16 protein-coding genes are annotated in these 13,371 nt (G+C 30.0%); 14 read left to right on the top strand and 2 right to left on the bottom strand.

Features of this window, described 5'->3' with window-relative positions:
• Window positions 1-201: 201 nt before the first annotated feature.
• The 7 genes from DB313_RS06365 (at window position 202) to DB313_RS06335 (ending at window position 4,960) form a co-directional block, all read left to right on the top strand.
• Entirely contained in the window at window positions 202-1,455 is a 1,254-nt protein-coding gene (locus DB313_RS06365) for a DUF244 domain-containing protein (RefSeq protein WP_120105044.1), read from the top strand.
• A gap of 237 nt (window positions 1,456-1,692) precedes the next feature.
• The gene (locus tag DB313_RS06360; protein ID WP_120105043.1) at window positions 1,693-2,031 is read left to right on the top strand and encodes a V-type ATP synthase subunit E family protein; all 339 of its coding nucleotides are present in this window, start codon (window positions 1,693-1,695) and stop codon (window positions 2,029-2,031) included.
• Between the two features lie 24 nt (window positions 2,032-2,055).
• Window positions 2,056-2,412 (top strand): hypothetical protein, encoded by a 357-nt coding sequence (locus DB313_RS06355; protein ID WP_120105042.1) that lies wholly within the window; start codon window positions 2,056-2,058, stop codon window positions 2,410-2,412.
• A gap of 88 nt (window positions 2,413-2,500) precedes the next feature.
• The gene (locus tag DB313_RS06350) at window positions 2,501-2,926 is read left to right on the top strand and encodes a DUF261 family protein (protein WP_120105041.1); all 426 of its coding nucleotides are present in this window, start codon (window positions 2,501-2,503) and stop codon (window positions 2,924-2,926) included.
• A gap of 10 nt (window positions 2,927-2,936) precedes the next feature.
• The gene (locus DB313_RS06345) at window positions 2,937-3,224 is read left to right on the top strand and encodes an S-adenosylmethionine decarboxylase family protein (protein ID WP_120105040.1); all 288 of its coding nucleotides are present in this window, start codon (window positions 2,937-2,939) and stop codon (window positions 3,222-3,224) included.
• Window positions 3,221-4,618 carry a hypothetical protein gene (locus tag DB313_RS06340; RefSeq protein ID WP_120105039.1) on the top strand — a complete coding sequence of 466 codons (1,398 nt, stop codon included), beginning with the start codon at window positions 3,221-3,223 and terminating at the stop codon, window positions 4,616-4,618. The genes DB313_RS06345 and DB313_RS06340 overlap by 4 nt, the downstream gene beginning before the upstream one ends.
• A 66-nt stretch (window positions 4,619-4,684) precedes the next feature.
• The gene (locus DB313_RS06335; protein ID WP_120105038.1) at window positions 4,685-4,960 is read left to right on the top strand and encodes a hypothetical protein; all 276 of its coding nucleotides are present in this window, start codon (window positions 4,685-4,687) and stop codon (window positions 4,958-4,960) included.
• A 923-nt stretch (window positions 4,961-5,883) separates the two neighbouring features.
• On the opposite strand, the gene DB313_RS06330 is transcribed toward DB313_RS06335, so the two are convergent.
• Both DB313_RS06330 and DB313_RS06325 read right to left on the bottom strand, forming a co-directional pair.
• Window positions 5,884-6,243: a hypothetical protein gene (locus DB313_RS06330; protein WP_152031128.1), complete on the bottom strand. Its 360-nt coding sequence runs from the start codon at window positions 6,241-6,243 to the stop codon at window positions 5,884-5,886.
• A 263-nt stretch (window positions 6,244-6,506) separates the two neighbouring features.
• Window positions 6,507-7,277: a tyrosine-type recombinase/integrase gene (locus DB313_RS06325; protein ID WP_120105036.1), complete on the bottom strand. Its 771-nt coding sequence runs from the start codon at window positions 7,275-7,277 to the stop codon at window positions 6,507-6,509.
• A gap of 637 nt (window positions 7,278-7,914) precedes the next feature.
• Here DB313_RS06325 and DB313_RS06320 point away from each other — a divergent pair.
• From DB313_RS06320 to DB313_RS06290, 7 genes are all read left to right on the top strand, one after another.
• A complete protein-coding gene (locus DB313_RS06320; protein ID WP_152031127.1) occupies window positions 7,915-8,127 on the top strand; it encodes a hypothetical protein in 213 nt (70 codons plus the stop codon).
• Window positions 8,128-8,459: 332 nt separating this feature from the next.
• Window positions 8,460-9,050, top strand: coding sequence for a DUF603 domain-containing protein (locus tag DB313_RS06315; RefSeq protein WP_120105034.1), 591 nt, complete (start codon window positions 8,460-8,462; stop codon window positions 9,048-9,050).
• Window positions 9,051-9,068: 18 nt separating this feature from the next.
• Window positions 9,069-10,427 (top strand): PBSX family phage terminase large subunit, encoded by a 1,359-nt coding sequence (locus tag DB313_RS06310; protein ID WP_120105033.1) that lies wholly within the window; start codon window positions 9,069-9,071, stop codon window positions 10,425-10,427.
• A 26-nt stretch (window positions 10,428-10,453) separates the two neighbouring features.
• On the top strand, window positions 10,454-10,861 hold the full coding sequence (bdr, locus tag DB313_RS06305; protein WP_120105032.1) for a Bdr family repetitive protein: 408 nt from the start codon (window positions 10,454-10,456) through the stop codon (window positions 10,859-10,861).
• 108 nt (window positions 10,862-10,969) lie between these two features.
• Window positions 10,970-11,287, top strand: coding sequence for a hypothetical protein (locus tag DB313_RS06300; RefSeq protein WP_120105031.1), 318 nt, complete (start codon window positions 10,970-10,972; stop codon window positions 11,285-11,287).
• Between the two features lie 83 nt (window positions 11,288-11,370).
• Complete coding sequence (locus DB313_RS06295; protein ID WP_120105030.1) at window positions 11,371-12,615, top strand: anti-CBASS protein Acb1 family protein; 1,245 nt, start codon at window positions 11,371-11,373, stop codon at window positions 12,613-12,615.
• A gap of 18 nt (window positions 12,616-12,633) precedes the next feature.
• A complete protein-coding gene (locus DB313_RS06290) occupies window positions 12,634-13,362 on the top strand; it encodes a DUF1357 family protein (protein WP_120105029.1) in 729 nt (242 codons plus the stop codon).
• Window positions 13,363-13,371 lie beyond the last annotated feature (9 nt).

The raw sequence follows: 13,371 nt of genomic DNA, 5'->3' as shown, positions 1-13,371 counted from the left end.
CTAGTTGTAATTGTATTAGTGTCCATTTGAACACCTCCTTTATTGTGATATTTTATTAATATTTATAGTACAGCAATTCTTTAATAAAAGTAAGCTTTTTAGAAATAAAAATTGTTTTTTATAAAGTTTTTAACAAAGAGAATTGCAAAGTATAGTTTTTGCTATATAATTTATTTTATAAATCACAAAAGGAGGTGTTAAATGAGTAACACAGTAGCAAAGATTAAGAGTGTAGGGAAGCGACTTCCTTATGTTGGGGCACAGCAGTGCTTTAGATTTACTAAATCAATTGAGTTTAATTTACAGAGGGACAATTTAAAGAGAATTGGCGCTAGTGAAGTAGCTAATATCTTTACAGGAGAGCGTGATTTAGCGCAAGTTATGACAACTAGACTTTATAAGGCATTTGGTAAGCAGCAACAAGAGAAGGAAGAGACACTTGGTATGAAAAAAGGCAAGTTATTAGAGAATTTAGGCTTTGAAGAGTTTATAAGACTACATGGTGACGAGATACAGGCTTTATATAAGAATAAATATTCAAATGGCATTGATAAGTATAATTATTTTAAGAAAATAGATGGAGCAGATAATTTAGTTGGGGCAACCATTGATGGATGGTTTATTAATAATTGTGGGGAGGCTGAACTTTTAGAGATTAAGTGTAGCGATAAAACTTATTTATCTGATGCTATTAGAACATACAATAACAATGGCAATTTTTTAGTTAGCAGATACTTTTTCAAGTATTATATTCAAGTACAGATGCAGTTAGCGTGTACGGGACTTAATAAGGCAAATTTATTCTTTTTAGTAGGTGATACTCCCATTAATTGTCTTATTAATAGGAATAATGCATTTGTGGCAAAAATACTTGAATATGTTTTACTACTAGAAAATGAGATTATCTCTTTAAGACAGTTTATGGAGCATGATAGAGAAGTTAATGTTTATGGCCTTAATGAAGACGAGTTGGCTTGCTATATAGAGCAGTTAGTTACAGGTAGCAATTTTTATAGCAAGCTAGCAGATTTTGATTATGTTAGTGAATTTGTTGAGTTTGTTGAGTGTGTTAAGTTAGAGTTAGAAGAGACTAGTGCTATTTGTTTAGAGGCAAATATAGAAAAGATAAGCGAGCTTAAAGCTTGCCTTAAGGAATATGAGCGTGAACATATAAGGGTAACTAAACCCATTAAAGATGATATAAAGAGGCTATTAGAAGTTGTTAATACACAAAACCCATTAATTGAGAGTGAGTCTGTTGCTTACAGGTTTGGTGAGAAGATATTTAGTTTAAATATGAGCAAGCGTGCTATTGCTGATAAGCTTACTTTATATAGCAAACCTAAGATATTAGATACTACTCCTACAGAGGATGTTAGTGGCATATCAAGGTGGCTTAATCTTGACTATAGTCCCATAATTACTGATGTATCAAATTTAGCTTTTGCGAATTAAGTAGCTTTTAAGAAATATGAGGGCATTTTGCCCTTTTATTTCTTAATTTAGAGTCTATTTAGTAGTAAAAGTTAGGGGCGGTTATTAAAGGAATTAGTGCTACTATTATTTAATAGAACAAATATCAGAGTGTTTTAGGTAAGCATAATCTCTATTAAAGACTCTTTAGAGTACCCCCCTTATTCAAATTTTTGAGTATATGTGACAAATTAACTAAATGTTTAAGGAGAGGAGTATATGTATATCATATTTTTATTGATTGTTTGTTCAGCTGTAGTTACTTTCTTTATTGTATTATCAGGATTTATATTAATCAAAACATATAGGATACTTTTTGGGAGTACTAGTAAAGTATTGTATAGGGCTAAAAGGGTACGTAAAGAAGTAGACAAGAGCGCAGGGGAGATAGAAGATGTAGCATCTGCTTACGCTCAAAGAGTAGAAACAGAGAAGGATAGAGAGAGACAGCGAAAAGAGACTTTAAAGCAGGCTAATGAGCTAAGGCAAGCTGAACTAGCCCGTAGCAAACAATTGCGGTCAAGAAATATAACTAAAAGTAAACTAAGAAATAGATAAATAATTTAGAGTGGGGTGCTTTTTGTGGACTTAAGGATAGTAACTAGAGCAGAGATTATAGCCAGAATGGAACAGCGACGGGATGATTTTAGTAAGTCTTTATTTGTTAAAGGTAAAAAAAGAGTGGGTTGTTTTGAGTTTAGAAAAGCATTAGCTCGCTTTTATCCTAAAGACAGTGATTTTGATGCACACTTTTACCTTAATGGGTATATAAATCATTTCTTTACAGGCAAACTAGACCTTAAAGGTGAAAAGATTATTAGTATGAATGATTATATTTTTGTTGTAAAGGAAGAATTTAGTATAGATACTTTTATAAGCAGTATGTTGGTTTTAGTTGAATTGCATTTACTCTTTGCTTTATATAAAGGCGATGAGTAGGTAGAGATTGACTTAATTCTTAAAGGGCTGAAACACAATTAATTTGCTATAAATTTTATATAAGTTATTTAAAAATGAGGTTTAAAAAATGATGATAGAGTCAATAAGACAGGATAACAAGCAGTTAATATCTTGTATAGGAAAGTGGGGGTGTTATTTTTTATGTCTTCACTACTTTATAAGCGTGTTTAAAGGAATTGAGTTTACTGTTAGTGATATTAATATAAACTATGGCAAATTTGTATGTATGGAGCTTATTAGAAGTAATTGCTATATATTAGACCCTTGTAGGATACTTAAAGCATATGGACTTGCAACAAGTGTGAGGCGTGAGTCTTCTACTTATAAGCCTGTGGGGCGTGAATTTGAAATAAGTGAAGTTAAGATTAAGGATTTAGCAGGATATCACTTTATGGCTACAAGAGATTCAAGTGTGCTTTATGATTCACTTGCACTTAAAGAACGCGGTATGAGCTATAGTATAACTTCAAAACGCATATTTAACCTTATTTAGGTGTGCTTTTATGAACTGTAAAATGAATAATATATCTTTTTGGATAGGATGTACGGATGCTAAATTTTTGGTATTTTTTTTTGAAAAGTTATTAATAAAGTCAAAATTCAAAATTTTAAATAAAAGGGAACATAAATTTGTACCGTATGGACTTACTGTTTTATTTTTGCTTGCAGAAAGTCATTTAGCAATACATACATTCCCAGAGAAGAATAAAACTTACATTGAATTAACTTCCTGTGTGGATGAACAGTTTTTTAGATTTTTAAAATTATTGGATATTAAGGAGCTAATTTGAAAAAAAGCATATCTAAAGTTGATTTTAGAGTTGTACAGTTGTCAAAAAATGAATTGGTTGCTTATCAGGATGGAATTAAGTTATTATCTTCTGCCTCTAAAATTAAATTTAAAGAAATTATTAAAACAAAAGGGTTTGTAATTCCATTTTTTATATATGTAAAACAAGGAATTGCTTTTTTACTTGATGGACACCAAAGATTGGAAGTTATTAACGAACTTGAAAGTGAAGGATATGAAATACCATCTCAATTTGATTGCCTACAATTTGATATACATAGTGAGGGGCAGGCTAAAGAATTCCTGCTTATGATTAATTCTGTTTATGGCGATTTTGTTTCAACTAAATTAACTGAATTTACACTCAATCTTAATGTTGATAATTTTTTTCTTAAAAATTTAAAACTACCACTAGATTCACTAGAGTTAGGTTTAGATAAAGATAATAATTTCAAATTAGATAGATGGAATAATCATTATTTTGATTTAACTATAGAGAATCAAAATCCTAATTTAATAGAGAAAAGAGATAAATATTTAAACGGTAAAGATAGGGGAATTTCATTTGGTAGGTATATAGTGCCTCCATTTAGCGTTTTAGACAGAAGAAGTGGGTATTGGGCTTTAAAGAAAAAAGAGTGGATGGATATTATGCTAGACTCTGGAGAGAGTAGAAAATTTGCTTTAGGAGATGCTTATGGTGTGTCTATCCTAGACCCTTTTTTGATTGAAATTTTGATTAAATGGTTTACTCCATATAAGGATAATAATCAAATATTTGACCCATTTAGTGGAGATGCTACTAATGGGTTTGTATCAGGTATGCTTAAGAATATATTTACTGGCATTGAGCTTAGAAGTGAACAGGTACAGCTTAATCGTATTAGGGTAGCCCAATTTGAAAATGTTGTCTATACTTGCGATGATGGACAAAATGTCTTAACTCACATAGAGAATAATTCACAAGATTTACTTATATCTTGTCCTCCGTATTACAATTTGGAAGTGTATTCTCATTTGGAAAATGATGCTAGCAATCAAAAAACATATGATGATTTTTTAAAAATTATTGAAAATGCTTTTAAAGCCAGTATTAAGGCTTTAAAAGATAATAGATTTGCTGTCATTATTGTAGCAAATATTAGAGATAAAAAGACGGGAAGTTATTATAATTTTGTTGGTGATTTGGTTGATATTTTTACTAAAAATGGAATGTCATTTTATAATGACATTATTATACTAGACCCCCTAAATACAGCACCAGCAAGATTAAATTTAAGTTTTGCTACAAGAAAAATGGTTAAGGTGCATCAAAATGTTTTAGTTTTCTTTAAAGGTAATAGCAAAAAAATAAAAGAGACTTTTTATCAGGTTGAGCTTAAGGTAAATGAATAAAAATTTTTGCTAAAAATATTGTTATTTTGTCTTCTTACCCTATAATTGAGCTTATAGGAGGCAGTTATGCGAGCTAGAATATATAATAACAACGAGGCTATAATTAATAAGATAGTTAGGGACGAGAAAGAACAATTTTTGAAGTATTATAATTTAGAAAACGGGAAGGGTAGGAGTGAGGAGAGAAGATTTTTAAATGCTATTATTAAGTATTTTGAATCTACAAGAGGTCAAGACTCTTTGATATTGAAAAAATTAAAGAAAGCTTCTATTGATGCACGATTAAAAAAGTTTTTGGATATACATATTATGAAATTAAATACGAGTGTTTTTGGAGTTTAATTTATGAATAAAGCTTATTTTCAAGATAAATTTTATAAAAAGAAGAATAAGACCACAGGAAATATTTGGTCTTATTCTTGTCAAAGTAAAAGGTAAACTTTATAGTTTTTACTTTTACCTTTTATGTAAGGAATCATACAAGTATGATGACCATAAAAAAAGAATGTGTGTATTTTTAATAAAAGCTAATAAGTCTATTCAAAAAGGAGAAGTTTATTTTGCATAAAATGTCAATTCTTATTAAATTTCAAAAATAAATTGTATTTAATAAAGACAAGATATAAAATAAATCTTTGATAAGAAATAGACTTACAGCTTTTATTAATAATACCTACATACAAGTAGCCTCCTTTAATTCTTTGTTATAAATTAGGATATTTATAAATTTATTGGGTAAAATGAATTAAAATAATTCAAATATCCTAATTTATAACATAAAATCTATAAAAGCCCATAACCTTCAAGTCATATCCGTTTATCAAAAATTACTCTTTGCTAGTAAAGTGCTTAAAGCTATACTATAAGCGATTAGTTATATTGTCTATATAACGAATAACTGCAATCATAAGAACAAATATCAGTGTAGCAAAAATAACCCTCTCCTTATCCAAAACATTAACTTTAAAAAAATATATCGCTTATCAATAGATTAACAAGAGATAAAAGTTGTCCAGTAGCTACTGGACAACTTTTAAGTAAAGATATTTTCTTATAAGAAAAGAAAACAAGTTTCGAAAAATTTTTTAAAAAAAGTTTAAGGCAGTGCTTAAAATAGAAAAATACTCTCCTGTGGCCTTTTTAGCCATCTATTTTTGCAAATGTCCAGTACCTACTGGACAACTTCTGTTTAAAATAAAACTAAATGAAGTATAATAAAAAAAGGCATACTTAAGTATGCCTTTATATGCAAGTGTTAGATGAAGTTAATTAATTTTTAGAGAAGGTTTTTTATCGGATTCTTCATTTGCATATTTTGAAGAATATACAGCGATGATTTTATCGATACCTCTATTTATTCTTTTCCTAACACGCTCTTCCATTCCCATTATATACTCTTCCATGTCAGCCATTTTAATGTCAAAATCAGATAATTTTTCATCCTGTTTTGCTAGTGATGTTCTGTGCTTTAATAGGGTTCTATTTAAAGTTTTAACATGTTCATCAATATCTGGTATTGTATTTACTTCTTTTTGTAGTTTTGCTATTATGTCCATAATAGGCAGGAGCTTTTTGTTAATAATTTGTTCTAATAAAAGCTCCGTCTCTTTTTTATTTGTTTCCATAAGGCCTCCTAATAATAAAGTGATAAATAAAATAGTCATAATGCCTCCTAACACTTGCATAAATGTGTATTAAATAAGTAATTATAACAAAAATAATAGTTTTTGTTAAGTTTGTATGTGAATAAAAGAGAGTGCTTATTTACACTACTGCTTATTTAAAAGAACAAGTAAATTTGCTATAACTACTGTTTAAGTTAAAAAAATGTTTTAAAAAGGTATTAAAATTGAAATTGGTTATAGAAATCAATAATTACTGTTTAAGACTATAAAGGAATACTACTCCTAATATCCTTATAACTTTGTATTTTACAAGCAGGAGATAGTCCATAAACATTATCAATCTCAGAAGTAGACGCGTATTTCATAATCTCTTTAATGCTAAAAGAATTATATCCCTTACTCTTAAGTGAGGCTACAAACATATTACGGCAAATATGAAGAGATTTTCTGTCATTAAATCCATTGGCTTTAAGAAGAGCTTTAAATTTACGAGATATTTTAATAATACTAATCTTATTGTCCTTAAAATCAAGTTTAGTTTTTTGAAAAAGATATTTGCGCCTTGCGTCCTGACCCTTTTTAACAAAATAATGTCTGTGTGCGTCCATTATAGCCATAAACTCGCCTTCACTAATAACAACATCCCTAATCTGAGTCTTGTCTCTTTTCTTAGCTACATTAACTTGCATATTGTAAAATACTTCGCCACTATTGTGATTCTCTTCACGTGAAATATCAGCTAGCCGTACGCCCTGTATTTCACAGCCCCTACAGCCTGTTATTGCTAGTACATGTATAAACCAACCAGATATTGGGTCACTCTTCTTTAAAGAGTCAATACACCTATAAACTTTGCGTTTACTAGCCTCATTTAAGTAAAATCTAGTGCCATTGTTGTTATAGCTACTACTAATCGAGTCCTTTTCTTTTTTCCGCCTGCTCTGCTTGCTAAGCAACTCTTTAGTAAGTAGCAATAACTCTTGATTTTGTTTTACAAGATTAATAATTAAAGACTTATCATCTATAGTATTCATAAAATTAGCCAACCCTTTAACTTATTTTAACCAAATTTAGCTCTATTTTAAGCATATTTTATGGCTTAAATTATAGCAAAAATATAGTAGGCATTTATAGTAGGAATGAGTCTCGTTGTAAACAAAATAGGTCAAAAATTGTTTTCTATGGCCTCTCTTGTCTCTGCTTTTAAGTATTTTTAAGCATAGCGGTTAATTTATTCTATATACTTTAACCAATAGGCACTAATTTTAGCCTAAATTTAGCCTTAATACCCCTTATTTGACTCTAAAGAGCACACTGCAATTTGCAACGATGACTCTTCTTTTCTAACCAAAACAATAGACTCATTTTCTTAACTTTTCTTAAGCTCTGTCTTGGCACAAAAAACAATTTTTAAATTCTTTACTTAAAAAAAAAGAATTCAATTGAAGTTTTATAAAATAGGAATTGCTCCTATGAAGAGGTAAAACTTCAATTGATAAGCTAAAGATTTTGATAAAAATAAAAATACACTTTTTATACAAAAAATCAACAAAAACTACTAAATTAGCAAAAAATGATACGAATTTGCTAATTTTGAAGTACCTTTTCTATTGATTAAATTTAACAAAAATTCGATTAAATTTAACAAAAATTTATAGGAGTAAATTTATGATGATGAACAGAATACCTTTTATTAAACTACTAGTCTTAGCATCTTGTGCCTTAGGGTGTAATCATAGCTCAAACACAATAGAATCAACTACAGCGGATGGTGTTACTAGAACTTATACTCAAACAGTGACAAACACAGGTTTAGGCACTGTTGTTAAAGAGGCTACTTATGAAACAAGACCTGTTGAAAAGGCTAAAAGAAAAAAGAAGTAGTAGTGTTTTATTTGGATAAAAGAGTAGACCGCAAAGGTACTACTCTTTTTTTTTGCTTGCTACCATTATGGTTTCGCAACACTTAAGTAAATATAGGACAATTTTTATAAAAAAAAGGTCAAGTAAAGCTATTTGATTTATTAGAGTTAGTTTTTTATGGTATTTTAAGTAGGACTTTACTTAACCTTAAATTTGTTATAAATAAATACGAAAAAGCTTATTTAAAATATACACTAATTATGACAAAAACACTCCTTATAGAAAAAGATTGGATTTGCAATATTATTTTAACAATAGTTAATAAATAATATTTAAAAATTAGGAACAAGTTAATGCAGACCAATAGTAGAAGTAATAAATCTTTTATTGATTATATCCCTTATTTTAGAGAAGGTAAGCTAAAAGATACAGAGATAGCCATTTTAATGAGTGTATCTCATGTTAATGTATGGAAAATGAGGCGTAAGTGGGAACAGGTTAAGGATAACCCTGAGTATAGCAGTAGTAGTGGCGTTAGTAGTTCAAGTGAAGACGAGTTTTCTAGTCTTATTGCAAAAAACATTAAGACTGAGTCTTTGTCTAGTAACACTAGATTTGAACTAGAGCATGAAATTAATTTAATTGGCATTGATTTTATTAAGTCTTTTAGGAAATATTTTTGTTTAGAATTTAGCAAATATTATGATGAGGCTAGCAGGCTTGAAGATGAGATTTTATCTATTAAGGTCAAGCTTAAGAGTAGTAAACTCAAGCAGGGTGATATGTTTGAGTCTCTAAATCAAGAGGTAGAGGAGAAGATAAACGCACTCTCTTCACTAAAAAAACAAATAACACTAAAGGAAATGTCACTGCTCTATGACGCACTTCTTAAGCTAAACTCTATAGCTAATTTAGGAAGAAAAGAGCGTAAAGGGACTACTTAAACACAGATAGAATAAACAATGATTTTATTTAAGAGTAGTCTTTTTATTAAGAAACAAAGGCATTATAAAAAAAGATATGGCATTGATATAGCAGATTTACTAAAGAATACTGCTGTAGCTAAACCTGACTTTAAAGCATTTGAAGATACACATTTACTTCGAAAACAACGGGAAGTACTAAGGGACATAGAAAAGCATAGACACACTAAGATAGTCTTAAGTGGTGGTATTGCTAGTGGCAAAACATTCCTTGCGTGTTATCTCTTTATTAAGAATTTATTAGAAAATAGGGCACTCTATTTAGCAGATACAAATAATTTCATATTAGGTAATTCTGCTAAAGCTATAGAAGTAAATCTTTTAGGACAATTTGAAAAAGTGTGTAGCCTGCTTAAAATTCCTTTTGTTACAAAAAAAGCAAATACTTCTCATATTCTAATAGACGGACTTAGGGTTAACCTTTATGGAGGTGATAAGACTACTGATTATGAGCGCTTTAGGGGGTCTAATACTTCTCTAGTCTATGTTAATGAGGCTACTACACTGCATAAAGACACTCTACTTGAGGCTTTAAAGCGATTAAGACACGGACAAGAGGTTGTTATTTTTGACACAAATCCTGACCACCCCGCCCATTTTTTCAAAACTGATTATATTGACAAGACAGATGTATATAAGACTTATACTTTTACAACATATGATAATGCTATCTTGAGTAAGTCATTTATAAAAACACAGGAAAATCTATACAAGTCAACGCCAACATATAAAGCGCGTGTTCTTTATGGCGAGTGGGTAGCTAGCCAAGAGGCGATATTTAGCAATATTGTGCTAAATGGCTCATATATGTATAAGAGTCCCATTTGCTACATTGACCCCTCATTTAGTATGGGGAGTGATAACACTGCTGTTTGTGTTCTGGAGCAGTTTGAAGATAAATTTTATGCATTCATTTATCAAGAAAAGCGTCCTGTTAATGATTCTTATGTCATATCTACAATTAAGGCTATAATAGAAAAATTTAATGTTTCTAAACTCTATATAGAAGAGCGTGATAACACACAAGGATTGGGTATGCTAACTTCTATTATGCTGAGTCTTCGTGATAAGATAGAAACACACTATTTCAGTATTGCGCCTGTTAAACCAAAATCAAATAAATTTGCAAGAATTTGTACGCTAATACCCTTATTTAGCTACGCTAAACTTGAGATAATGGAATACTCCTCCGCATCAGTTTTTACTGATATTTATGCTTACAGGGGTGATAATACTGTTTGTGACGATGCACTAGATAGCCTGTCTTGTGCTTATTTGCTATTAAATTTAAATAGGAAAAAGCGTGAAGTACATTTTTCTAAATTAAAGTACTTTTAAGGTATAATTAAAAGCAGAGGTTTAGTATGCAACACACACATATAACAGAGCAAATGGTAATAGATGAATTTGTTAAGATTGGCTTTAATGAGGCAATTGCTAGTGATATTGCAAATAGGTATTATCATAATGAGATTAGTTATCAAGACCTCCTGATTATTAAAATGGAGCTTAAAGGCGATATTTCTGATGTTAAAAATGAGCTTAAAAGCGATATTGTTGCTGTTAGGAATGAGCTTAAAAGCGATATTGTTGCTGTTAGGAATGAGCTTAAAAGCGATATTACTGCTGTTAGGAATGAGCTTAAAGGTGATATTACTTTACTTAATGTTAAGGTTGATAATTTAGATAAAAATAACAAATGGCTTTTTGGCTTATCATTTGCCATATGGTTAACCACTATAGGTGGTTTTATTGCTCTCTTTTTTAAATAAACTACAACTTAAACCACACTTAAATTTAACAAAAACTAATATTTGACATATATTTAAATAAAAACACATATGTGTTTTTGCTATTAAGTATAAATTTAGGAGATACTAGTGGTATTACTAGGAGCCATGATGTGGCTAGTAGCGATACTAAAAGGTTTCTTTAAACAAGTATTACTTTTATTAAAGGGTTTAGCTAGTTATTTAATAAGAATAGTACTTGTTTTAGTAAAAGCTTTAGTAGTGCTTTTTGTTTATTTTAAAGATATAAGTGTTAGTTTTTACAAAAGGAATAGTGAATTCATTTTAATGATGTTTATTGTTATTGTATTTTTCTTAGCATTTTTAGTTGTAACATATCAAGGAACTTTTAAAGAGATTTGTAGAGGATTTTATGGCAGGATAAAGTGTTGGGGTAAAGATAGATAACTTGTTTACTTGACAAAAACAGTTATTTGCTATATAATATATAGAATTATTATTTATTAATGTATTTTTAAAAAAGTTTGATTATGAAATTAGATGCAAATCTTAATCCTTTGGATTTATACCGATATTCTATATTTTTTAGGAATTATATTGAAAATGTAGCTGAAGACACATTAAAGAACGGAATTACTTTACTTAAAACAGGAGCAGGTGGTGTTGTTGAGGAGGGGCTTTGTGCACTTAAGGTTGAGCTTAAGGAGGCGCTACTTAATGCTGTTATAAGCTATAGGTTTAATGGTGTTGGCTATATTTTAATTAGAACACATGATGATGAATTTGACCTTGAGAGTGAAGTTTTAAATGAATTGCCTATAGGATTTACATATCTTGACTATTTGCGTGTTAGAGACAGGGACTATGAGTCAAGTTATATTACCTATTCGCTTAAGACTATAAGTCAAGATGAAGATGCTCCTCTACATGAAAAAGTTAGTATTAGAGAAGTTAGAATACATAAGAGTAGAGTTATAATATATGAGAATTATGACTATATCCTAAACGCATATACCCCTGTTTATACAAAAAGTTTCCTACTAAATATTTACCTTTTTGAGAAGATATATAGTGAGATAGAAAAGAAAATAAGCAATCATAACTTTTTATTCTATAAAGATGAATATTTAGTAGAATTACAAGACGCATTAACCAATGCCACAGCATCAGTTGACCTTTTAACGAAAAACAACAGCAGTGGGGGTTTATTTAAGAATTTATTTGCTAGTCAGCAAAAGGAAAATGCCGATGCAAATATTAGTACTTTTAAGGGAATAAATAATGCACTTGAGAGTGAGCTTACAAGACTTAAGAATAACCTTAATAATGAGGGTATTTTCTATACGGCAACACCAAACGCTAGTCTTGAGGTAGTTAAGTATGACCTTGCTTTTCTTAAAGAGGCACTTGAACTTGTTAAGGCTAAAATAGGGGCTGATACAAAGGAGCCATTAACGCGCAGTTTTAATGAACAGACTAAAGGATTAGGGAGTGACGGGAAGGGTGATAGAAGTAATTACTATGATTTTCTAAAGGGCGTACAAGAGAATATTGAAAATGCGGTTAATAGCAAACTAAATAAATATTATGGACTTGATATGAGATTTAACTCTCTTGTGCTATTAACAGATGAGCAGAAGATAGAGGCGGATAATAGATTAATGGACACTTATTCTAAATATTTATCTCTAATTAGAGAAGAGGGTTTAAGTGATATTGATAGAGTTAATTTAAGTGAAAAATTATTCTTTTTGGAAAAAAACAACAAAAATTAAATTTATCAAGGAGTTTTTATGTCAAAGGCAGATAAAACAAATAAATCTGTAGCAACATTAAATGATGCGGGGAAGAAGACTAGTTTAGTTAACAGCAACACTAAACCTAACTTGAAACAACATAAGAGTATAAGTTTAGATGAATATAGCCAATATATGCGTTATAAGAAACAGCAACAGCAGACAAATAATAAAAACAGTACTCAATCACCAACTGTAAGTATTAATGAGCGAATAGCCCGAGAACTTAAGGCAAATAAAACTAAAGTTTCTGCTGAGCGTAGCTTATTAGCACAGGCTAATAAGATTAATGAAATAGATAATTTATCTAAATCTTATTTAAGTGCTCATTTTAATAAAGAGACTCTCCTTGATAAGGGATATAGCTTAGCTGATATAATGCTAGCACAAAAAAAGGAACTTATTCGCAAATATGTACCCTCTGAGCAAATATTAGCAATTAGCAAAACTAGCAATATTGAACATGTAGGTGGTGAAGTTTTAGAGCAATTAGTAGCACTTGCTAAGGTTAATATTAAGAGACGGGATGCTACTAGTAGGCTTGCTAGCGGGGCTCGTATAGGCAAAAAAGGAAATTTGATTGAATTTAAGGAACAGCTATCACTAAATAATCCTAATTTTAGACCGCGTAATTTTAGTGAATTTTATGAGGGTATTGCAAATACACATAAAGAGAGGCGCTTATTGTTTTACAAAAACAAAATGTTAGCGCAACGACGAGCTTAAGGGGGTTGA

The sequence above is a fragment of the Borrelia turcica IST7 genome, assembly GCF_003606285.1.
GTDB classification, from domain to species: domain Bacteria; phylum Spirochaetota; class Spirochaetia; order Borreliales; family Borreliaceae; genus Borrelia; species Borrelia turcica.
Note: the sequence above shows the minus strand (reverse complement) of the source record. Positions and strands in the feature narration are given on the sequence as shown.

Coding starts and splice junctions, on each gene's coding strand:
- DB313_RS06365 (WP_120105044.1), top strand. CDS start 202: ATGAGTAACACAGTAGCAAAGATTAAGAGTGTAGGGAAGCGACTTCCT.
- DB313_RS06290 (WP_120105029.1), top strand. CDS start 12,634: ATGTCAAAGGCAGATAAAACAAATAAATCTGTAGCAACATTAAATGAT.
- DB313_RS06295 (WP_120105030.1), top strand. CDS start 11,371: ATGAAATTAGATGCAAATCTTAATCCTTTGGATTTATACCGATATTCT.
- DB313_RS06335 (WP_120105038.1), top strand. CDS start 4,685: ATGCGAGCTAGAATATATAATAACAACGAGGCTATAATTAATAAGATA.
- bdr (WP_120105032.1), top strand. CDS start 10,454: ATGCAACACACACATATAACAGAGCAAATGGTAATAGATGAATTTGTT.
- DB313_RS06325 (WP_120105036.1), bottom strand. CDS start 7,277: ATGAATACTATAGATGATAAGTCTTTAATTATTAATCTTGTAAAACAA.
- DB313_RS06360 (WP_120105043.1), top strand. CDS start 1,693: ATGTATATCATATTTTTATTGATTGTTTGTTCAGCTGTAGTTACTTTC.
- DB313_RS06330 (WP_152031128.1), bottom strand. CDS start 6,243: ATGGAAACAAATAAAAAAGAGACGGAGCTTTTATTAGAACAAATTATT.
- DB313_RS06350 (WP_120105041.1), top strand. CDS start 2,501: ATGATGATAGAGTCAATAAGACAGGATAACAAGCAGTTAATATCTTGT.
- DB313_RS06315 (WP_120105034.1), top strand. CDS start 8,460: ATGCAGACCAATAGTAGAAGTAATAAATCTTTTATTGATTATATCCCT.
- DB313_RS06345 (WP_120105040.1), top strand. CDS start 2,937: ATGAACTGTAAAATGAATAATATATCTTTTTGGATAGGATGTACGGAT.
- DB313_RS06310 (WP_120105033.1), top strand. CDS start 9,069: ATGATTTTATTTAAGAGTAGTCTTTTTATTAAGAAACAAAGGCATTAT.
- DB313_RS06320 (WP_152031127.1), top strand. CDS start 7,915: ATGATGAACAGAATACCTTTTATTAAACTACTAGTCTTAGCATCTTGT.